The organism is Flavobacterium gilvum (assembly GCF_001761465.1).
GTDB classification, from domain to species: domain Bacteria; phylum Bacteroidota; class Bacteroidia; order Flavobacteriales; family Flavobacteriaceae; genus Flavobacterium; species Flavobacterium gilvum.
The window spans coordinates 2,119,446-2,142,786 of sequence record NZ_CP017479.1 but is presented as its reverse complement, the minus strand read 5'-3'; the positions used below and the strand labels follow the sequence as shown (position 1 = coordinate 2,142,786).

16 protein-coding genes are annotated in these 23,341 nt (G+C 35.8%); 7 read left to right on the top strand and 9 right to left on the bottom strand.

Features of this window, described 5'->3' with window-relative positions; genetic code table 11:
• The first annotated feature begins 90 nt into the window (after positions 1–90).
• The 4 genes from gldI (at position 91) to EM308_RS09020 (ending at position 4,303) form a co-directional block, all read left to right on the top strand.
• Positions 91–726, top strand: a complete 636-nt coding sequence (gene gldI, locus EM308_RS09035; RefSeq protein WP_035636573.1) for a gliding motility-associated peptidyl-prolyl isomerase GldI — start codon at positions 91–93, stop codon at positions 724–726.
• 8 nt (positions 727–734) lie between these two features.
• Positions 735–1,859 carry a peptidylprolyl isomerase gene (locus EM308_RS09030; RefSeq protein ID WP_035636571.1) on the top strand — a complete coding sequence of 375 codons (1,125 nt, stop codon included), beginning with the start codon at positions 735–737 and terminating at the stop codon, positions 1,857–1,859.
• Between the two features lie 142 nt (positions 1,860–2,001).
• The gene (locus EM308_RS09025) at positions 2,002–3,069 is read left to right on the top strand and encodes a peptidylprolyl isomerase (protein WP_035636568.1); all 1,068 of its coding nucleotides are present in this window, start codon (positions 2,002–2,004) and stop codon (positions 3,067–3,069) included.
• A gap of 124 nt (positions 3,070–3,193) precedes the next feature.
• Complete coding sequence (locus EM308_RS09020; protein ID WP_035636565.1) at positions 3,194–4,303, top strand: acyltransferase family protein; 1,110 nt, start codon at positions 3,194–3,196, stop codon at positions 4,301–4,303.
• A 66-nt stretch (positions 4,304–4,369) separates the two neighbouring features.
• On the opposite strand, the gene EM308_RS09015 is transcribed toward EM308_RS09020, so the two are convergent.
• The 6 genes from EM308_RS09015 to EM308_RS08990 form a co-directional block, all read right to left on the bottom strand.
• Positions 4,370–4,807 (bottom strand): hypothetical protein, encoded by a 438-nt coding sequence (locus EM308_RS09015; RefSeq protein ID WP_035636582.1) that lies wholly within the window; start codon positions 4,805–4,807, stop codon positions 4,370–4,372.
• A gap of 88 nt (positions 4,808–4,895) precedes the next feature.
• Positions 4,896–5,495, bottom strand: coding sequence for a GNAT family N-acetyltransferase (locus EM308_RS09010; protein WP_035636562.1), 600 nt, complete (start codon positions 5,493–5,495; stop codon positions 4,896–4,898).
• A 267-nt stretch (positions 5,496–5,762) separates the two neighbouring features.
• Complete coding sequence (locus EM308_RS09005) at positions 5,763–6,119, bottom strand: hypothetical protein (protein WP_035636559.1); 357 nt, start codon at positions 6,117–6,119, stop codon at positions 5,763–5,765.
• A 111-nt stretch (positions 6,120–6,230) separates the two neighbouring features.
• Positions 6,231–7,409, bottom strand: coding sequence for an AIR synthase related protein (locus EM308_RS09000; protein ID WP_035636556.1), 1,179 nt, complete (start codon positions 7,407–7,409; stop codon positions 6,231–6,233).
• A gap of 172 nt (positions 7,410–7,581) precedes the next feature.
• Positions 7,582–8,466: an OmpA family protein gene (locus tag EM308_RS08995; protein WP_231560003.1), complete on the bottom strand. Its 885-nt coding sequence runs from the start codon at positions 8,464–8,466 to the stop codon at positions 7,582–7,584.
• A gap of 59 nt (positions 8,467–8,525) precedes the next feature.
• The gene (locus EM308_RS08990; protein ID WP_035636550.1) at positions 8,526–9,650 is read right to left on the bottom strand and encodes an SDR family oxidoreductase; all 1,125 of its coding nucleotides are present in this window, start codon (positions 9,648–9,650) and stop codon (positions 8,526–8,528) included.
• 1,111 nt (positions 9,651–10,761) lie between these two features.
• Between EM308_RS08990 and EM308_RS08985 the strand changes: the two genes are divergently transcribed.
• Entirely contained in the window at positions 10,762–15,909 is a 5,148-nt protein-coding gene (locus tag EM308_RS08985) for an Ig-like domain-containing protein (RefSeq protein WP_157503397.1), read from the top strand.
• A gap of 379 nt (positions 15,910–16,288) precedes the next feature.
• On the opposite strand, the gene EM308_RS08980 is transcribed toward EM308_RS08985, so the two are convergent.
• Complete coding sequence (locus EM308_RS08980; RefSeq protein WP_035638402.1) at positions 16,289–18,478, bottom strand: glutamine synthetase III family protein; 2,190 nt, start codon at positions 18,476–18,478, stop codon at positions 16,289–16,291.
• 662 nt (positions 18,479–19,140) lie between these two features.
• On the opposite strand from EM308_RS08980, the gene EM308_RS08975 reads away from it, so the two are divergent.
• Together EM308_RS08975 and EM308_RS08970 are read left to right on the top strand one after the other, a co-directional pair.
• Complete coding sequence (locus EM308_RS08975; protein ID WP_035639034.1) at positions 19,141–20,157, top strand: glutamine synthetase beta-grasp domain-containing protein; 1,017 nt, start codon at positions 19,141–19,143, stop codon at positions 20,155–20,157.
• A gap of 339 nt (positions 20,158–20,496) precedes the next feature.
• Positions 20,497–21,471 (top strand): TerC family protein, encoded by a 975-nt coding sequence (locus tag EM308_RS08970; RefSeq protein WP_035638981.1) that lies wholly within the window; start codon positions 20,497–20,499, stop codon positions 21,469–21,471.
• A gap of 116 nt (positions 21,472–21,587) precedes the next feature.
• On the opposite strand, the gene EM308_RS08965 is transcribed toward EM308_RS08970, so the two are convergent.
• Positions 21,588–22,121 carry a hypothetical protein gene (locus EM308_RS08965; protein ID WP_035638983.1) on the bottom strand — a complete coding sequence of 178 codons (534 nt, stop codon included), beginning with the start codon at positions 22,119–22,121 and terminating at the stop codon, positions 21,588–21,590.
• A gap of 283 nt (positions 22,122–22,404) precedes the next feature.
• The gene (locus EM308_RS08960) at positions 22,405–23,262 is read right to left on the bottom strand and encodes an alpha/beta hydrolase (RefSeq protein WP_035638985.1); all 858 of its coding nucleotides are present in this window, start codon (positions 23,260–23,262) and stop codon (positions 22,405–22,407) included.
• Between the last annotated feature and the right edge of the window lie 79 nt (positions 23,263–23,341).

Genomic DNA, 23,341 nt, shown 5'->3' with positions numbered 1-23,341 from the left:
TCGCAATTAATAGCAGGTTTATTACAAATAAACACAGTTAATAAAAAGGCGATAACATATATGCCCCCTATCAAATAAATTTTTACATATATGAAATATTTTAAAGTATTGCTAATTCCTTTTTTTACAGCCGTTTTATTAACAGGCTGCAAACAACATCAGGAAGCCCGAAGACCTGTTTCACAATCGTCTGGAAGTTTCATGAAACAATCAATAGCCCGCAATAAGAAAATGATTGCCGGTGAAGAAGATCAAATTAAAACAGTAATAAAAAGTGACCCTTCCAAAAAATATATTGCTTCAAAGAAAGGCTATTGGTATTATTACGAAACCCGAAATCTTGCCGACAGCCTTACTCCAAAAAAAGGTGATATTGCCCTATTTGATTATGAAGTAAAAGATTTGAAAGGCAATATCATTTATTCCCAAGAAGAATTGAAACCTCAAGTCTACAAAGTGGACAAACAGGAAATCATGATGGGACTGAGAGATGGTATTAAACTCATGCGAAAAAAAGAAAAAGTACATTTCCTTTTCACTTCGCATATGGGATATGGCTATCATGGTGACAATAACAAAATCGGAACCAATCAGCCATTGCTATGCACCGTAACGCTACATGATTTTATGACTGAAGCCAAATACAATGCGCAAATTCAAGCTAGTGCTGTGCCAAAAATAAAACCAGCAGTAAAACAAACAATAAAAGACACTTTAACAAATTAAAAAACAAAATGAAAAAAAGCATTTTATTTGCAATGTTCCTCATTGCAACTTTAATTTCCTGTAATAAAAAACACAGCAATCTACCCGATGGTTTATATGCCGAAATCGAAACCAACCGAGGCAGCATTTTATTAGAATTGGATTATAAAAAAGCGCCGGTAACCGTTGCCAATTTCATAACCTTGGCCGAGGGCGACAATGAATTTATTGTTAATGACACTCTTAGAGGAAAACCTTTTTTCAACGGATTGAAATTTCATCGCGTAATCAAGGAGTTTATGATACAAACCGGAGATCCGCTGGGAACAGGATCTGGAGATACCGGTTATAAATTCAAAGACGAATTCAGCGATTTAAGATTTGACAAAGGCGGAATGTTGGCTATGGCCAATAATGGTCCGGGAACAAACAGCAGTCAGTTTTTTATCACGCATTTAGAAACGCCTTGGCTGGATGGACTTCACACTATTTTTGGACATGTTGTAAATTATGATTTGGAAGTAGTCAATAAAATTGAACAGGATGATTTTATCAAAAGCGTAACAATCATCAGAAATGGTGAAGATGCCAAAAAATTTGATGCCAAAAAGACTTTTTATGATTATTTCAAAATAGAATCTGAAAACCAAAAAAGAAAAGTAGAAGCCGAAGCCGCTGCCAAAAAAGAATACGAAGCCAAATACAAAGCTGTTTGTGATCAAAAAATAGCTTCTTTTGCTGAATTGAAAGGAAAATCTACTAAGACCTCAACAGGCCTTCGATATGTAATTACCAAAAAAGGAACAGGCAAAAAACCAGCCGCAGGAACTACTGTCTATATTCATTATGCAGGATTTTTAGAAAATGGTATTTTGTTTGACACCAGTGAAGCAGAAACCGCCAAAACTTTTGGAAAATTCATTCCAGAAAAGGCAGCTGCCAATCAATATGTGCCAATTCCTTTTCAGGCTGGAAGTAAATCTGGTTTGATTCCAGGTTTTATTGAAGGAATTGAGAAAATGGCTATTGGCGACAAAGCAACTCTTTTTATACCATCTTATCTTGCATACGGCGAAGCTGGTGCTGGCGAAGTTATTCCGCCAAATGCCAATATCATTTTTGAAATTGAGCTAATGGACAAAATGTCGAATTAATTTTCAAAGATGCTAAGATTCTGAGAAGCTAAGTTTTTTCTGTTGCTTATGAATACTTTATCTTGTAATGAACGTCATTTCAAAATCTTAGAATCTTAGCATCTTGGCAACTTTTTTTTAAAACTAAATAATTATCTGATAAATGAAATCTAAAATCACATTATTACTCTTTTTAGGACTATTCAATTTATATGCCCAACCCAAAAAAGTAGGACCTGCAAAAAAACCAGCTACGACAGCTGTAAAAACCACTACTCCTACTGAAGGAATTTTTGCAACCATCGCTACCAATAAGGGAAACATTACCCTTGAATTATTTTATAAAAAAACGCCTGTTACGGTTGCTAATTTCATAAGTCTTGCCGAAGGAAAAAATCCATTTGTTACTATTGAAAAACTTAAAGGAAAGCCTTTTTTTGACGGTTTGAAATTCCACCGAGTTATTAGTGATTTCATGATTCAGGGGGGAGATCCTAACGGTAACGGTTCTGGTACACCGGGATATTCATTCAAAGACGAGTTCACCGACTCCAAATTTGACAAAGGCGGAATTCTCGCTATGGCAAACTCTGGACCGGGAACAAACGGAAGCCAATTTTTTATTACTCACAAAGAAACATCGTGGTTAAACGGAAAACACACCATTTTTGGTCAAGTAACACAAGGAATGAATGTTGTGAATACTATTGCACAGGATGATGTTATCACAAAAATAACTATCACAAGAAAAGGCGAAGCAGCCAAAAAATTTGATGCCGTAAAAGTATTCTCAGACTATTACAGCAATAAGGCTACCGATGAAAAATTACAAAAGGAAAAAGAAGAAAAAGAAAGAGCTGCCAAAAATGCAATTGCTTTAAAAGAATTTGCCAACGGACAAACAACCGCTAGCGGACTAAAATACATTGTACTAAAAGAGGGTACTGGTGCAACACCAAAGATTGACAGTAACGTAAAGGTTCATTACACTGCATCTTTTATAGATGGAACCGTTTTTGACAGTAGTATCAAGCGCGGTGAACCCATCGATTTTAATCTAAATCAGGTGATTCCTGGTTGGACAGAAGGTGTACAATTAATGAAAGAAGGAGCAAAATATAAATTTTATGTTCCTTATACATTGGCTTATGGAGAGCGCGGTTATCCAGGTGCCATTCCTCCAAAAAGTGACTTAATCTTCGAAGTGGAATTGATTAAGATAAATCAATAAAACAAAAAACTTTTTATCATTTTCTTTTAAGTAGTAAAAACTTAAAAAAAATTAAAATTGAAGCCCAAATTTTGCGAATAATTTCGTTAAGTTTGGGCTTTCTCATAAAACAATAATTTTTGCAATGAAAGACATCGAATTGATTAAAAGTAAACAGCATTACGAAATCCTTGACGGACTTAGGGGAGTTGCAGCCATATCAGTGGTAATTTTCCATTTTTTAGAATTTGTATATCTCGACGAAGGCCCAACTAAAAATCCTTTTGCTCATAGTTTTTTGGCCGTTGATTTTTTCTTTTGTCTTTCGGGCTTTGTGATTGCTTACGCTTATGATGACCGAATTGCAAAAATGGGTGTTATCGAATTTTTCAAATCACGTCTTATCCGATTACATCCGTTGGTAATTCTAGGATCTATCTTAGGCTTGATTGGTTATTTTCTTGTTCCTTACGGAGATATTGCGAGCAGAAGTACGGGTGAACTGATTTTTATATTTATTTGTTCCTTATTATTGATTCCGCTTCCGATAATGAAAGACCGCTACCTCAATAATTTTGGGTTGAATGCTCCGGCATGGTCCTTATTTTGGGAATACATCGCAAATATTGTTTATTCCTTAATTCTATGGAGTTTGCCTCGCAAGATTATGGCAGTTCTAACACTTATTGCTGGAATTATTTTAATCTACGTTTCATACAATTCCAAAGGACTTGTAGGCGGATGGGGAGGCGATACCTTTTGGGATGGAGCTGCTCGTGTTTCTTATTCCTTTTTTGCTGGTATCTTAGTGTACCGTTTCAAATGGATTATTTCGTCAAAACTTGGCTTTTTGGGACTCGCAATACTTTTAATGCCTGCATTTTTATATCCTTTTAACGAAGCCTTAAATTATATAACAGAACCTCTTGTTGTACTGTTTTATTTCCCTCTTTTAGTTGCCTTGGGTGCTGGAGCTGTGACTTCTGTTAATACCAAAAAAATCTGTGTGTTTTTTGGAAATATATCCTATCCATTATACATGACTCATTATTTTGCAATATGGATTTTTGGAACGTACCAAAGTATTTATAAGTTCAGCGGAGTGACACTCTTTGCCATTGTTGCTTTAAGTACGCTTACGCTAATTGGCTCGGCTTATTTGATAATGACTTATATTGATGCTCCATTACGCAATTATTTAACAGAAAAAAGAAAATCCAAATTGAGCAAAAAAACAGTTGTTTTAAGCGAATAATTCATTTACTAAAATAATAGAACAAAAAAAATGGGATACTATAAAATATCCCATTTTTTTTCTTTGTTATTTTTTAAACTTCCAGTCAAATTCATCTTTGTTATTGATTATCGCTCCGATTTCGAATTTGACCACTTCATCAAATTCGGTTTGAAGAATAATCCAATTTTCCTCATTGAAGTAATTTTCAAATGTATCAAACTCTTCTTCGGTAAATTTGGTTATTCCTTTTTGAGCCAAATCCTTCTTGACATCACTTATTTTTCTGTTGATGATTTTATTTCCAAACAATTCCAAACTTGGAGATGATGCCACTAAATATCCCAACTTCAACTCTTCTTCGTCATAAAAAGTCAACCTGATTTTGTGCTCTTTATAAACATAAATCACATTATCATCTTCGTCTTTGTAATTTTTATCGGGTTTACCGTAAACAGCAACAACATCGTTTTGCTTCATCCCAAAAATTAATTTATCAATTCCGTTTTTTGGATTTATCTTCATATTGACTTTTTTTTTATTACCGCAAAGATACCTTTTTTGAGGAAATTGTTCTCCCTTTAAACAATGATACATTTAAAAAAAATCTCCTTCAAAGTTTCTTTTTCAAATTTTCTTTAACCTCGCTAAACCATTCGTCTTTAAGGATACTTAACACAATGCTGTCTCTGCGAACATCACTATCTGCAGTTGGCATATGGCTTCGCAATACACCTTCTACTTTGCAACCTATACTTTTCATGGCGGCAATACTTCGTTGGTTGTTGTTGTCTGCGCGAAATTCTACCCGTTCTATTCCTAATGTTTCGAAGGCAAATTGAAGCAAAAGATACTTGCAATGTTTATTGAGTCCAGTTCCCCTAAAATCTTTTCCGTACCAAGTGTATCCTAATTGCAAAGTTTTGAACTGCAAATTAATATCGTAAAAACGAGTACTTCCAGCATATTTCCCTGATTTTTTATCAAAAACGATAAAAGGAAATTCTGTTTTATTTTCTTTGGCTTTGAGCGCTAAGCGAATATAATTTTCAAGGTTTTCTTTTCCGTTGGCACGAACAAGGGAATACTCCCAGGTTTCGGGTTCATTGAGGGAAATATCCAAAAGATTTTCGAAATCAGATAATTGTAGTGAACGAAGAAAAACCATTTCGTCTTCGAGTATTATATTTTGCGGAAATTGAGAAATAGACATTATTCTTTTTTATACTAATTTATAAAAAATATGCTTATTCGCTATGTTGTCTATAAGCCGAAGATAGGCCACAGATTGAACGGATTAAACTGATTATCACAGATTTTTTTGATCATCAATCCATAGATTCAATAATAGTTCCCATTTCAACAATATCTACTGATGTTTTAGCCCAGATAAAAGTGAAAAGCCCACAGCGCGAGGACTTGTAACGGATAGCTGACACGAGCGAAGCGAACTGACGAAGTAAATTAGCTACAAAAAAAATTATTCATTCATCTCGTCGTAACGAACCGGAACTTGCGGGTCGTACAACGGGCATTTGAATTCTTCCAAAGTATCAGCGATAAGATTCATCGTTTTGCCTTCGGTTCCGTAGCAATCGATTTGGACACTTTGTGGGGTTGTTTTTACCTGAAAAGCACCTTTCCCTTTGGTGTTTTTCCAACTGTTTTCATCTACTTTTTCCCAAGTTGAAAACACAGAATGAATCCGATTCAAAATTACCTCCACGGGAAGTTCTTCCAAACCTTCGACTTCTTGTTGTTCTACCAAAGCTTCGTAAACCAAATGATGGTTGAGATAGGTTCCTTCCTGATATCGCCAAAAAAGTAGTTCGTACATAATTTTTAAGTTACAAAGATTCTGAGACTCTAAGATACTAAGACTCCTTACAACTGAAGATAACGTAAAATCTCAGCAACTTAATTTCTTAGTTTCTTAGCAACTCTTTAATTAATACTCGAAAGTACCGTATTCGCTGTTGATGGTAAGTTTTTTTGAATCCGAAGCTTCTACTCTACCTACAATTTGGGCATCGACATTAAATGATTTTGAAATTGCGATGATATCCTCAGCAATGGTTTCGGGAACGTATAATTCCATACGATGACCGCAGTTGAATACCTGATACATTTCTTTCCAATCCGTTTTTGATTGTTCCTGAATTAATTGGAACAAAGGCGGTACGGGAAATAAATTGTCTTTTATAATATGTAGATTTTGTACAAAATGCAAAATTTTTGTTTGCGCACCTCCGCTGCAATGTACCATTCCATGGACTTCCTCAGAAGTATATTTATCTAAAATCTTTTTGATTATCGGTGCGTAAGTTCTGGTTGGTGAAAGCACCAATTGTCCAGCATCGATTGGAGAATTTGCAACCGCATCGGTCAATTTTACCTGACCAGAATAGATTAATTCATTTGGAACAGCTGCATCAAAACTTTCTGGATATTTGCTGGCCAAATACTTTTCGAAAACATCGTGACGGGCAGAAGTCAATCCGTTACTTCCCATTCCTCCGTTATACCCTTTTTCGTAAGTCGCCTGACCAAAAGAAGCTAATCCAACGATGACATCTCCTGCTTTTATATTAGCATTGTCTATCACTTTGGAACGTTTCATTCTGGCTGTCACGGTAGAATCTACGATGATGGTTCTTACCAAATCACCAACATCGGCAGTTTCACCTCCAGTTGAATGAATGGTTACACCAAAAGAATCCAACTCTTGAATCAATTCTTCGGTTCCGTTGATAATGGCTGATAAAACTTCACCCGGAATTACATTTTTGTTTCTTCCAATGGTTGACGAAAGCAAAATATTATCGGTTGCGCCTACACACAATAAGTCATCAATATTCATAATTAAGGCATCCTGAGCGATTCCTTTCCAAACCGAAAGATCTCCGGTTTCTTTCCAATACATATAGGCCAATGAGGATTTTGTTCCCGCACCGTCTGCATGCATTATCAAGCAATAGTCTTCGTCCTGAGTCAAATAATCAGGAACAATTTTACAAAATGCTTGAGGAAATAAACCTTTGTCTATATTCTTGATGGCGTTATGCACATCTTCCTTGGATGCCGATACACCACGTTGTGCATATCTTTTTGAAGTATCTGAACTCATTCTTTTTGTTGTGTGTATGTCGGGCAAAGATAATTTTAATGTAACAATTATACAATAGCAATATCAAGGGTAAAAATCAATGGCAATATCAATGTGAAATTCCAAATCTCAAATTCCAAATTCCAAGTTTTCAGAAAATCTTAATTCTTAATTCTGAAATCTTAATTCTTCATTAATTGGCTATGATTTCGATTTCGACGCGGCGGTTTGCTTCTCTTTCGGTCTCATCTTTTTCGGGAATGGCAAACAATGGTTTTGTACTTCCGAATCCAACAAAGGTCATGCGACTTTTACTGATTCCATTGAATTCTAAAAATTTATAAATGGCTTTGGCCCTTTGGGTACTTAAATCCCTAAAATCTTTGGTAACGCAACAAATATGTCCTTGGATTTGTATTTTCAGATCCGGACAGTTTTGCATGACGGTAAGCAATTCAAACATTACCGGTCTGGATTGCGGCATAATTGCAAAAGTATCCACATAAAAATTCATACTTTCCAGTTTCAGCTTTTCACCAACACTGGCAACACTTACTTTTCTCATAAAAACGGTGTCGATTTTAATACTTGAAGTAGAGCCATCTGGATTTTGATAGACATACACGTCAGGAAATTTGATTTTCGGCTTTTCCTTTTCTGCCTGAACTTCCTGATTGGTCGCTATTATTTTTTCTTCATTCACAAAATCACTTGGAAGAATATAATACAAGGTAACTTTTCTGTTTTCGGCTTTGATAGGAGATAAGGCATGCAGTTTTCCAAAACTTCGTGTTTTAAAATCCTCCCGAATCTTTACTTTATTTTTTATAATATTAAAAACATAATCGATTCGTTTTTTGGCCAAAGTATCATTATACCCGACAGTTCCAACCTCATCACAAAAGCCGTAAACTCCAACAACTTTTACTTCTTTATTTGCAGTTAACCAATTATTCAATTTTGTAAGTTCTTCTTTTTTCAAAACAAACTTATCGCTATCAAAAAAAAACGAAACTTGCTCCTGCGCAAAGGCACAAGAAGCCATAAGGCTAAATAGTAGGATGGTAAAAAACTTCATGATTGGGGTGTTTTAATTCCCAAATTTACGACAAAAACAAATTGATTCCCCAACCGGAATTAAACATTAATATCTCTAAAATTGTTGAGTTTGCCGTACCGAATCATTTGGGTGAACGTTTCATCGTCTAATATTGGGATTTCTAGAATAGAGTTGAGTAATGTGGTATTATACTCTTTGGCACTAGAAACAAGATAAGGTTTAAGGTGTTTACCAATACTCTCATAATATAATTTTTCGGTTATATTATGATATTCAAAATGTGGTGTATTGGGCACTATAGCGTAATTGGAATAACCAACTTCATCCATAATCAGCTGCAATCCTTTCACCAAATTCAGACTTTTATGACTTACAATATTGAGTTGCTGAATATCTTCTCTTCTAAAAACCGAAACAATTACTTTGGCAACATAATCGACCGCAATAATATTCAATCCCGTTTCTTTGTTCATTATAAAACGTACATTCTCTTGCTCTGTAATCCTTTGGGATGCAAAATAAAAAAATTTGGCCAAGAGATAAAAAACCATGTACTTGGAAATGAAATATCTATTTTCGTCCCCAAGCATTTTTCCGCAAATAACACTTGGGCGTAAAATTTGAAAGGGTAATCCCAATGCTTTACATCGTTGCGCAACAAAGTTTTCTGAGTGAAATTTTGCATTTTCGTAAGCATTGCGATGTTTTGGGATAAAACCCAAATTATGAAAGTCATTTTCAACAAGTCCCGAGCGCTCACCCGATGAAAAAGCAGTTCCTATATAAATGAATTTTTTTATGAAATGATGAAAATTATTCAAAATGATTTTGGTAATCTTCGTGTTTTCCTCAAAAATCTTTTCCCGATGTTCTTCATCCGTAGATAAATTGACATATCCGGCAGAATGAATAAAATAGGCACCTTCTATTGTGGTTGAAAAATTTTCCTCCACTGCATCCAAATCCGTATCTACAATCTCGATATAGGCATCCAGCTTTTCGAGTCCAATGTCTCTTAAAAATTGAGGTGTATAACTACTCGAAAGCAATTGATTTATCCGCTCTAAGGCGGTTTTTTTTTTCTTTCCTCTTACAATCAAAATAAGTTTCCCTTCAATCGATTCTTTTACGAATAATTCAAGAATTTCATACATAATCTGTGAACCCAATACGCCTGTTGCGCCTGTCAATATAATTTTCATCGAAAAGTTATTTAATTGAAGACTGATTTGATTAACTAACTATTAAAAAAATAAGAAAGGGCGATTAGTTTTTTAAAGCATTTGGGGTTCAGAAATTTAAAACTAAAGTCTTCATTAAGAGTGTAATAAAGTTAAGGTTTTTTTTTATTTTAATAAATGATTGTTGATTAAAATTAAATCACTGAGCCAATAATTTTTAGCTTAAAAAATTAAAGCAAGATATTTCCATCAGATTCTTTCTGATATAATTTTGGTTTAAAATTTAACCTCAAAAAAAACTGTTTTTAACTTAAAAAACTGTCGATTTTTTTATGAATTAGCTCTTATAATGATAACACAGTTACTTTTATACGTTTTTATGTTCAAAAATCAAAAAAAACAACAAGTAATTAATTGATTATTAGTAAGTTATATTAAAGTCATTTATGCTATGCAAACTACTTTTTATGTATTCTTATTCCTATTCAAGATGCATTTTGTCGTTTATATATGAATTTTATCGATGATTAAAATCTTTTCCGGTCGTTTAGTTTTTAATTTAAGTAATTTTACAGCATCACTCTTAGGGTGATTTTGGCAACTCAAAATGGAAGCCAAAAAGTCAATAAAAAATTGGTTATTGTTCTTTAATAATATTAAAATCTTTTGATGATTTAGGAATAATCCAGACTCGACCCCACAGGATTTCCGAAAAAATTATTACAAGAAAAAAGCTTTGTTCTTCAATATTTTTTGAAGTTAATCATTTGCCTAAAGTCACATTTTCTCTAAAGGTGAGCTTTTGGTTTTTAATCTATTCACAATTAATTTATTTTTTTTGGAGCATTTTTGGGAATCAAAGTTTCCTGGTTTTAAACAAATTTGTTAGAAAAAGAATTTAATTATTGTTCCCCACAATAGAATCTCTTTTTGATGCTTGTCTACTTTGTAAATCTGTTTATGAAGTTGTTATCTTTTTTCCTTATTTTTTAGTTTTTTGTACAGACTTTTAAAAGTTTGTTCCCTCTTAATTTTAATGACGCAATATGAAACAACATTCATTGGTTTTTCGGAAACCCTTTGTCTACTAATCTTTTCCTATTAATAGTATGGCCTAAAAACCATTACTAATATGAAAAAAAATTTCTCTTTTAAGATAAAAAGCGTCCAAGAATATTGTTACGCTTTTTCCTGTCATCTCAAAACAGGACTCTCGAATTTTAACCTTACGGACACTTTAATTCGAGTTTTAAAACCCCGGTTTGCCAACTGGTATCAGAATCTAATCTTACCTATGGCTTTTGTGGGGATTCTTATGACCGGATATACAACGGTCTACTCACAAAATATTCAAGGAGTAGCGCCGGTATCAACTCCCAAATTGGGAGATGCTATCGATGGTAATGCCTTTGCTCACCAACCACTCAGTAGCATATACTTTGGCGTTGGTGATTTATTTGACTCAGATCATCCGCTTATTGGTGGACATGGATTAATTAATATAGATCCAACGAGTCCAGATGTAGGAAAGGTTTTTTACCCACCTGTAATTCAGCCTCCATCACCTGCTCCACCTATTCCTCAACCTGTTCCAGTTACTATTCAATTAAAAGATCGTTATCTAAATGACCTAACGATATTCACCAAATCTAATAAAATTAATGACAATCCAAATACGTATGAATGGGGAGCAGGAAGTTCTCCAAATAAAAATGAAATCCAAAATTGTGGAGCTCATTTTAGTTATGGTGATCCAGATAATTTCCCCGGTCCCGGAACAGCTACAATTCCTCAGGGTCGTTCAACTGACTTATGGTGTCTATTTGCTGGTGACCGTCAAGTAACCAATGGTAGTAGCTATATCGATTTTGAATTTCTGCAAGCACCTTTAACAATTACGGGCGCCACTTACGGCCCTATAGACCCTCTTACAAATGTTTCTCAAATTTCTGGAGGTAGTGGTTTTTTTCACACAGAAGCACCTGACTCAACTGGTGGTCGTACCCCTGGTGATATATTAATTACCATTGAATTTACACAAGGGGGTGGAGATGCTAATGTCGTGATTAGAAAATGGGAATTAGTAGGCTCTACCTACCAATATGTAGTGTATCCAAACTCTAATTTTGCGGGTCAAATATTTTGTACGAATAATGATGAAGATACATTTGTCCCTTTTGATGTATATGGAAGTGGTGCCACAGGTACTTATGCCCCTAATCAATGGGCAGAAGGAGCCATAAACCTCACTCAGGTGCTAACTTTCTTCAAAAATAATTGTACTTCAATCAGTACATTGTTTATCCGAACCAGAACATCTGGAAATTCAGCTCAATCAGAATTAAAAGATTTCCCTGGGGCTCCAATTCAATTGAATTTGAATTTTAGACCAGACCCCCCAACTACAACTAATGTAACAGTTTGCGGTCCTGGTCCAGTTCAAGTTAATCTTTCAGCAAGTGGTTGCACTGGAGGAACTTTAAAATGGTATGATGCCGCTACTGGTGGCACTAAAGTTAATGAGGGACTCACATACTCTCCAACCATTTCAACAACGACTAGCTATTGGGTAAGCTGTACCAGTGCTTCAGACTGTGAAGGTCCAAGAACGCAGGTTACCGCAACTGTGAATATCGTTAATCCGGGCGTAATTGCAGGCGATCAAACACTCTGTACTCCATTTGATCCAGCCGCATTTACCAATACTACGCCGGGAAGCGCCAGTGACGGAGGAGTAATTACCTATCAATGGCAAATAAGTACAACTGGCTGTAACGGAACCTGGTCAGATATATCAGGAGCTACATCTGCAACTTATGATGCCGGAGCAGTATCCGTAATAACCAATTTCCGAAGAGTTACAACTGCTACACTCAATGGTGTTGCCTGTTCTGCAAACAGCAACTGTTTGACAGTCACTCCTAACCCAATAACTCCGGGAGTAATCGCTGGAAGTCAAATTGGTTGTACTCCTTTTGATGCAGTAGCCTTTACAAGCACTACACCGGGAAGCAGTACAGGAGTCGGAGTAATCTCTTACCAATGGCAAATGAGCACTAATGGCTGCGAAGGTACTTGGGCAAATATCGTAGGGGCTACATCAGCAACCTTTGATCCACCGGCAGTAAGTGTAATCACAAATTATCGCAGAGTCGCTACTTCAACTCTCAATGGTGTTATGTGTTCCGCTAACAGCAACTGTTTGACAGTCACCCCAACTGGAATAGTTCCTGGTGAAATTGCCGGAAACCAAACACTATGTTCTCCATTTGACCCTGCGCCGTTTACAAGTGTTACACCTGGTTCTGACCATGGCACAATAACTTACCAATGGCAAAGCAGTATCGTAAGTGCTGTTGCAGGTTTCGCAAATATTGCAGGCGCGACATCTGAAACTTATGATGCACCGGCGGTAGCTGTTAAAACTTGGTTCCGAAGAGTTGCTTCTTCTGACGTAGGTTGTTCTGCCAACAGTAATGTTTTGGTTGTAACTCCAAATGACATTACCCCTGGTACAATTGCAGGCAATCAAACACTCTGTACCCCATTTGATCCAGCCGCATTTACCAATACTACGCCGGGAAGCACAACCAACGGTGGCACAATTTCCTATCAATGGCAAATGAGTACAAATGGATGTGAAGGTACTTGGACAAATATTCAGGGAGCTACATCTGCAACTTATGATGCCGGAGCGGTATCCGTAATAACCAATTTCCGAAGAGTGGCTACTTCAACACTTAACGGTGTTATGTGTTCTGCCAACAGCAACTGTTTGACAGTCACTCCTAACCCAATAACTCCGGGAGTAATCGCTGGAAGTCAAATTGGTTGTACTCCTTTTGATGCAGTAGCCTTTACAAGCACTACACCGGGAAGCAGTACAGGAGTCGGAGTAATCTCTTACCAATGGCAAATGAGCACTAATGGCTGCGAAGGTACTTGGGCAAATATCCTAGGGGCTACATCAGCAACCTTTGATCCACCGGCAGTAAGTGTAATCACAAATTATCGCAGAGTCGCTACTTCAACTCTCAATGGTGTTATGTGTTCCGCTAACAGCAACTGTTTGACAGTCACTCCAACAGGAATAGTTCCTGGTGAAATTGCCGGAAACCAAACACTATGTTCTCCATTTGACCCTGCGCCGTTTACAAGTGTTACACCTGGTTCTGACCATGGCACAATAACTTATCAATGGCAAAGCAGTATCGTAAGTGCTGTTGCAGGTTTCGCAAATATTGCAGGCGCGACATCTGAAACTTATGATGCACCGGCGGTAGCTGTTAAAACTTGGTTCCGAAGAGTTGCTTCTTCTGACGTAGGTTGTTCTGCCAACAGTAATATTTTGGTTGTAACTCCAAATGACATTACCCCTGGTACAATTGCAGGCAATCAAACACTCTGTACCCCATTTGATCCAGCCGCATTTACCAATACTACGCCGGGAAGCACAACCAACGGTGGCACAATTTCCTATCAATGGCAAATGAGTACAAATGGATGTGAAGGTACTTGGACAAATATTCAGGGAGCTACATCTGCAACTTATGATGCCGGAGCGATATCCGTAATAACCAATTTCCGAAGAGTGGCTACTTCAACACTTAACGGTGTTATGTGTTCTGCCAACAGCAACTGTTTGACAGTCACTCCTAACCCAATAACTCCGGGAGTAATCGCTGGAAGTCAAACAAAATGCGGACCATTTGATCCTGATCCATTTACTAGCACCACAGATGGAAGTAGTACAGGAATTGGAGTTATTTCTTATCAATGGCAAATCAGCACAAATGGTTGCGAAGGTCCTTGGACAAATATCCCAGGGGCTACCTCAGCTACTTATGATCCGTCAACAGTAAGTGCAACAACCAATTACCGTAGAGTGGCTACTTCAACTCTCAATGGTGTTATGTGTTCCGCTAACAGCAACTGTTTGACAGTCACTCCTGGCGAACTACCAACACCATTCACACTACATGACCTAGAAATTTGTGCTCCATTGCCATTAAATCTTCGTTCAGCCATTCTTGATGCATTGCCAGATCCACTTGTAGAAAGTGTAACCTTCTGGAGAGATGTTACAGCAATGAATGATGAAATTACTGGTAACAACATTACAAATTACACAGCTTCGGTTGGTGTTCACACCATCTATATAAGATTGACATTTGTTGCAACAGGTTGTACTAGAGTACAACAGTTCTCTGTAGATGTTAAATCTTGTAGTGCCGCATTATGTACTTATACTCAAGGTGCCTATGGTAATGCTGGAGGTATGTCTTGTAGCTTTGACGCTCAATCAAATATGTACAAACAGTATTCAACTGTCGATTTGATTAAAAAAGCACTGACTTCTTACCCTAGCAACACCATGACAATTGGTTCATCAACTAGAGGAATTTTGTTTACCTACAATCCAATCTTAAATGATTTGACAGATGTAAATGCAATTATTCAATATTTACCTGGTGGAGGATCAAGTAAAGTAATAAGAAGCGGTGATTTATTCCATATTTCAGAGATAGGCAATAATGATAATAAAGGTTATTATCTTAAAAATGGTAAAATCAATAATACTTTATTGGCTCAAACCATCACTTTAGGCCTTAACATAGGTATAGATGGCGCCCTTGGTAATTTAGCATTGCAACCGGGAACTTTTGCAGTTGCTGAACCTGAAGGTGGTTGTGGATCTAATATCCCAAAAACCAGACAATGTTCTCCTGGCGGATTTACACCGGTAATCAACGAGTATAAATATTATACTATACCAACAAAAGTCATCAATGCACTTTCAACAAAATCTGTTCAAGGATTGTTTGCTTTGGCAAACCAAGCTTTGGCTGGCGGAAGTACAAATGGCTTGACATTGTCTGAAATCGCTAGTGCTGTTGATTTAATCAATAATGCTTTTGATGAATGTAGAATATTTGTAGGTTACGGTATTGAACCACTTGTTTGTATGGCTCCTCCAATAGGGGAATCATTAATTGGAACTAATACTTCCAGAATAGCTGATACTAATACATTTATAGCCTCTCCGGTTCCCTTCAAAGATCAGCTTACTGTAAGCTACAACTTTGATTTTGTTACCGATGTAAGAATTGAAGTGTTCAACACAAACGGATATGTAGTAGCAAAAAGCTACGACACAAACGGTTACTTGAACAAATCTGTTCTACTAAACATCCCAGGTACTGGCCAAGAGGAAGTTTATGTAATAAAATTGACTACCAATAAAGGAAGTAGTACTCAAAAAGTACTTTCTTCCAGATAATTTAACCAATTTTAAAATGAAAAGCATCCGCCACAAACGGGTGCTTTTTTGTTTTAAACCTGAGTCGATTACTACTGTTTTTTTCTTTTTGGGATGATTATAAAGAGGTAAAATCGCTCTCTTTTAGCCCCGATAGAAGTGGAAATCCTTGTAAGTCTCGTCTTTTGGGACGAGACTTACAAGATTGTAACGGATAGCGGGACCAATGTTTACTGAAAACATCACCCGAGCGACAGCGAACAGGCGAAGCAAATCTTTCTGCTCCAAAAAATTAATAATTGAACTCAGTTTTTTACTTTCTTTCAGAAGAAAAACATCAAAAACAAAAAAAGGCTTCCCGTAGAAAGCCTTTTTCAGTTTTTATAAATATACAATCAAACTACTTTGTCAAAAGCAATTCTCGGTATTTGGTCAAAGTCCAAAGTTCATTATCAACCAGCAACTCTAATTTGTCACAATGATTTCTGATGATTTCAAAATAAGGTTTTACGTTATTGCAATATGCTTCGGCCATTGCGTGAGCATCCGTCAAATTATTGGCTTTTTTTCTTTCTTCGGTCATCTCTTCTACTTTAGAATTAATGCCTTCAATATGTCCCGAAATCTCTTTTATCAACGTAATTTGCTCTTTGGCAATAGATTCAAAATCAGATCCAAAAATATCTTTCAATCCTTTCACGTTCTCTATCAAAGTATTTTGATATTTAATAGCTGTTGGAATCACATGATTTTTGGAAATATCTCCAAGAACCCTTCCTTCAATCTGAATTTTTTTGGTGTATTCCTCCAATTCAATTTCATAACGGGCATGTAATTCAACATGATTCAAGATTCCCATTTCGCCAAATAAATCGATGGCTTGTTTTGAAGCTCTCACTTTCAAAGCTTCGGGAGTGGTTCTAAAATTACTCAAACCTCTTTTGGCAGCTTCTTTTTGCCAAGCATCGCTATAGCCATCTCCTTCAAAAAGGATTTTTTTGGATTGTTTGATATATTCTCTCAAAACATTAAAAATGGCATCATCCTTTTTCATGTCTTTGGTTTCTATCAAAACATCTACAGCCGCTTTGAAATCCTTTAGTTGTTTGGCAACTATCGTGTTCAAAGTTGTCATGGCATTCGAACAGTTTGCCGAAGAACCAACGGCTCTGAATTCAAATTTATTTCCTGTAAAAGCAAATGGTGACGTTCTGTTTCTATCGGTGTTATCCAAAAGAACATCCGGAATTTTTCCAACAACATTCAGTTTCAAATCAGTTTTTTCCTCTGGAGATAATTTTCCGGTAGAAACACCTTCCAATTCAGCCAAAACTTTGGTCAATTGTTCTCCGATAAAAACCGAAATAATAGATGGTGGCGCTTCATTGGCGCCAAGCCTGTGGTCATTACTTGCCGTAGCAATCGAAGCTCTCAACAAAGCTTCATAATCATTTACGGCTTTGATTGTATTAATAAAAAAAGTAAGGAACTGTAAATTTGTCATTGGAGTTTTACTTGGACTCAACAAATTCACACCAGTGTCTGTAGACAAAGACCAGTTGTTGTGCTTTCCAGAACCATTAACCCCTTTAAAAGGTTTTTCATGAAGCAAAACTTTCAAATCGTGACGTTCGGCTACTTTTTGCATAACGTCCATTAATAGGCAGTTATGATCCACAGCTAAATTAGCTTCCTCAAAAATTGGCGCAAACTCAAACTGATTTGGAGCTACCTCATTATGGCGCGTTTTCACCGGAATTCCCAGCAACATACATTCTTGTTCCAAATCTCTCATATAAGTCAAAGCACGAGTTGGAATGGAACCAAAATAGTGGTCATCTAACTGTTGCCCTTTGGCAGAAGTATGCCCCAGCAAAGTTCTTCCTGTCATTACTATATCCGGACGAGAATTTGCCAACGAGCGATCAATTAGGAAATATTCCTGTTCCCAACCCAAAGTAGCTGTCACTTTCTTAACATTTTTATCAAAATACCTGCAAACTTCCGCAGCAGCCTCATCAATAGCCGACAAAGCTCGTAATAATGGAATTTTATTGTCTAAAGCCTCACCGGTATACGAAATAAATATAGTTGGAATACATAATGTTGTACCAAAAATAAAGGCTGGCGATGTAGGATCCCAGGCAGTATATCCTCTTGCCTCAAATGTATTTCTTATTCCACCATGCGGAAAACTTGATGCATCCGGTTCTTGCTGAACCAATTGTGCCCCACCAAATTTTTCTAAAGGATCGCTTCCATCAAATGAAGTTTCAAAAAAAGCGTCGTGTTTCTCTGCAGTAGTCCCTGTAAGTGGCTGAAACCAGTGTGTATAATGGGTAACGCCTTTAGACAAAGCCCATTCTTTCATCCCCATGGCAATATAATCTGCCAGTTTTCTATCTATTTTGGTTCCGTGCTGAACCGCACCCTGCACACCTTTGAAAGCATCCGAAGTCAAATATTGCTTCATTGCTTTGTCGTTAAACACATTAGCTCCAAACAAAACCGATTTTCTTCCTGTTTCATGAAACTCTAGTAACTTTCTATTTGAAGCTTCTTTTAAAGCTTGAAAACGAATTGATGACATATGTTAAAACTTAAATTAATAATTTTTTTATAAACTCATACAAATATAAATCATTCTATCAAACAAACCGTAAATGAACCCACTAACCTGAGTTCGAATATTATTTTTTGGAGCAGAAGAATTAGGCATTTTCAGTAGGCATTGGTCCCGCCATCCGTTGCAATCTTGTATGCCGAACCCCGGCATACAAGGATTTTCACTGCTGTCGGGGCTAAAGAGAGAGATTTTTGTTTTTTACAATCATCCAAAAAAAACCTGAGCTCGATTATTAAATTACAGTTTGCTCCTATGGAGCTTATATTGGTGACAATCCTATTTTCTAAATATTTCTGCTTAAAAAATAATAATCGAACTCAGTCCCATAATAAACAGCACCAAAATTCATTGGTAATAATATCAAAAAAAAGAGTTTCAATAGTTTGATTTTAAACAATAGTAAATAAATTCTTAACTAAACATTAATTCCCCCAAATAACTTCATTACGAATTTAATTATTATACCTCCTTAAAATTACAATTTTTCAATTACACCCCCACCAAAATGCAGTAATAACAAAAATTAAACACACACAAATAAAAACTACCCCCTAATTTTACAACAAAAACAAATTATTTTATATTTGCAGCAGAAAAAAATCAAAAAACAAATTATTTATAATATTATGGCTAAAATTAAATTAGAGTACATTTGGTTAGACGGATACGAACCAACACAAAATTTAAGAAGTAAAACTAAAGTTGAAGAACACGATAACTTTCAAGGAACTTTAGCAGAATTAGGAAACTGGTCATTTGACGGTTCATCAACAAAACAAGCAGAAGGTGGTTCTTCAGACTGCCTATTAGTTCCTGTAGCAATTTACCCAGACCCAACACGTATCAATGGATACTTGGTAATGTCTGAAGTAATGTATGCAGACGGAACTCCACACCCATCAAACGGTAGAGCTACTATTGATGATGAAGATGATGATTTCTGGTTTGGATTCGAACAAGAGTACTTTATCATGGATACAAAAACTCAACTTCCTCTAGGATTTCCAGTTGGAGGTTACCCTGCTCCACAAGGGATGTACTACTGTTCAGTAGGTGGAAAAAACACACACGGAAGAAAATTAGTTGAAGAGCATGCTGATTTATGTATCGCTGCTGGTATCAACTTTGAAGGAATCAATCAAGAAGTTGCTTGTGGACAATGGGAATTCCAATTGTTTGCAAAAGGAGCTAAAAAAGCTGGTGACGAAATCTGGGTTGCCCGTTACTTACTAGATCGTTTGACTGAAAAATATGGTTACTATATTGAATACCACCCAAAACCACTAGGTGATACTGACTGGAATGGTTCTGGTATGCACGCAAACTTCTCTAACGAAGTACTAAGAACATGTGGTTCTAAAGAAACTTACGAAAAAATATGTGAAGCTTTCCGTCCTGTAACTGCTGAGCACATTGCAGTTTACGGAGCTTACAACGATCAACGTTTGACTGGTAAACACGAAACTGCTTCTATTCACGATTTCTCTTACGGAGTATCAGACAGAGGATGTTCAATCCGTATTCCATTAATGACTGTTCAAAAAGGATGGAAAGGATGGTTGGAAGACAGAAGACCAGCTTCTAACGGTGACCCATACAAAATTGCTGCAAGAATCATCAAAACTGTTAAATCTGTTTTGTAATCATAAGCAAATCATAAATCAAAAGTGCCTTCGCAACCCGAAGGCACTTTTTTTTATAATGACTATCCGTTAGTAATACAAACCCAAATTTTGCAGGTTTTAAAAAAAATAAAGTTCTTTTATTTTCTTGAAACCATTAAGAGATTAAGGTTCATTAAGACTGAAAACTTAATTTTCTTAATCTCTTAATGGTAAAAAAGAACATTCCTTTTTTTCATCCGATTGACAAACAGGCCAATTTTTTATTTAAACAAATTGCAGTAACTTTAAACAATTAATTAACTCGAATTAAAAAAATCAAATTTTACATTTGCTGCACAATAAAAAACAAAAAACATTATGATTGTCTGGATATTATTTCTTGTGTTGATATTTACATTTCTTGCGCTTGATTTAGGCGTTTTCAATAAAACCCCTCATGTTATCAGCACCAAAGAAGCCAGCAAATGGACCGCAATATGGTTTACAATTTCGATGTTATTCTCGGGAGTCGTGTACTGGCTATACACCACCGATTATGTCATGAATCCAGACCGGCTAAAACCCGCCGTTGCCTCAATGAAATTCATAACAGGTTATCTGATTGAATTATCACTAAGCATCGACAACATATTTGTAATCGCTTTGATTTTTGCTTCATTCAAAATACCCAAAAAACTCCAGCACCGTGTTTTATTCTGGGGTATATTGGGAGCAATTGTTTTTAGGGGGATAATGATTTACTTCGGAGTTTTGTTAATTCAAAAATTCAGTTGGACCTCTTATGTTTTTGGAGCATTCCTATTATTCACAGCCATGAAAATGTTATTCACTTCAGAAGATGAAGAAGAATTTGATCCAAAAAAATCAATTATATATAAAATTTTAGGTAAAATAATTCCCATATCAACCCATACCGACAAAGAACATTTTTTTATTAAAACAGAAAGAGGAAACGCTGCAACTCCCCTATTTGTGGCATTAATTATTATAGAAGTAATGGATGTGGTTTTTGCTGTAGACAGCGTTCCGGCGATATTGGCAATTACTGCTGACCCATTTTTGGTATTTAGTTCCAATATTTTTGCGATACTTGGATTGCGATCCCTCTATTTTTTCCTTGCCAATATGCTCGAAAAATTCAGTCATCTTGAATACAGCCTGATTGCCATTTTGAGTTTTGTTGGACTAAAAATGCTACTACACGACTATATCGAAATTCCGGAATGGGCTTCTCTAGGTTTTATTGCCTTATCATTGGCAATTGGCGTTATTGTATCTTTGCAAATAAGCAAAAAAGAAGATACCAAAAAGCATCACAACAAACATCAATAGGTTTTTTCTTTTATAATTCAAAAGTCAATAATCACACAAAAACCATTTCATATCAAATAAGCACAAAAAAAAAGGAAATCGAGAGATTTCCTTTTTTTATATACATTCAATAGTGATTACTGTATGTCTATTTTCTTCACCTGACTTTCAGTAATATTATACTTTTCAACAACAGCATTATAGTCAGAAAAATTCGATTTACTCACTTTCTTACTTGTATTACCTGTAACATAACCAGGAATTATAACAATTCTAAAAATTTGATTCAATCTAAAATTAGTACTAACCCCAGCCAAATTTTTCGCCTCTAAATAGAGAGCAACATCATTAATACTAAAATCAAAATTAAATCCGAAATCACGAGTCCCATCACTTAAAAAATAGGTATCAGGAAGCGCTGTCCAGATATCATTACCGTTAGTTGATCCTGATAACCTATACACTAAAACCATATCAGATGGCAATATTGCGGGAACCAAAGGTATTATTGGGTTATAATTATTTGTCGCATCAAAATTTACTTTAGTTACCTCATATACCTCGGCAAGTAACCCATCTTGCCCTGCAGGCCCTGGAGGTCCCTCAGGTCCTTCGCAAGCCTGAAAGCCAAACATTGCTATAACCGCTAAAATTGTAATTATTTTTTTCATTTTATTTAAGTTTTAAAGTTCTGTAAAGATACCTCAAAAATCAAGCCAAAAAAAATATTTCAGCGTTTTCATTAAATACAATTCAAATATTCACCTAATATTAAGACAATAAAAGCCAGAAAACCAGAATTCATTATCAAAAAAACATTTTAATATATCTCAACAAAAAACATATTTCAACAACAATCAATCACTTATTAAAACTGAAAAATTTGAATTTTATATTTGAAATATGATTACACAAAATTTTTACTAAGAAATAAAAATCATATTGCTTCATTCACTAAATCCCATTACTTTTAAAAACTTTACTAAAAAACAAAACCTGATATGGCAATGCATTTTCCCAATATTCCCAAGTATGAGACCCCGGCCTTTCTATATAATCATGGGCAACTTTACCATAAACCAATCTCCTATGCAACTCTCTATTTGGTTCTATAAGAAAATCATCCACTCCACAGTCAATAATTAACGCCAACTTATTTACTTTTATTTTATCGACCATTCCAATTACTGCATTTTGGGCATACAAATCCGGATTGTTACTTTGATCACCAAAAACAGATTGCATTAATTTAACAACTTGATCATTTGACTGCCTATTCAACATAGTTCCCATATCTACAGCACCACTCATACTTCCGGCAGCACAAAACAAATCGGGATGTTTGGCCGAAAGATATAATGCTCCATGACCTCCCATAGACAATCCTGTTATTACCCGCCCTTTTTTCTGATTAATGGTTCTGTATGTTTTATCAATTTTTTGCACCACTTCTTCGGTGATATAGGTTTCAAACTGACTCCCTTTGTTTACGGGACTATCAAGATAAAAACTGTATGTTTCTCCTTCCGGCATTACAATTATAATATTGTATTGATCCGCCAAATCCTTGACTGTATTTTTATTGGGAGTGTTTGACAGCCAATCCGAAAAATGTCCATATGCTCCATGTAAAAGATAAAGCACCGGGTATCGAACTTTTGATTTGGCATAAGAATTCGGTAACACCACATTTGCCCGATACGTTTTATTCATAGCAACACTCGGAATTTGCAATGTATCTACCGTTGAAGCTAATGACAAACCAATGTTTCCACATATAAACACAATACATACAAGGAGCTTTTTTTTCATATTTTCTTTAATTTTGATAGAAAGTAAATATACAATTTCTAAAAATAAAAAAGATATCCTTTTTTAATGACTTTAAAAA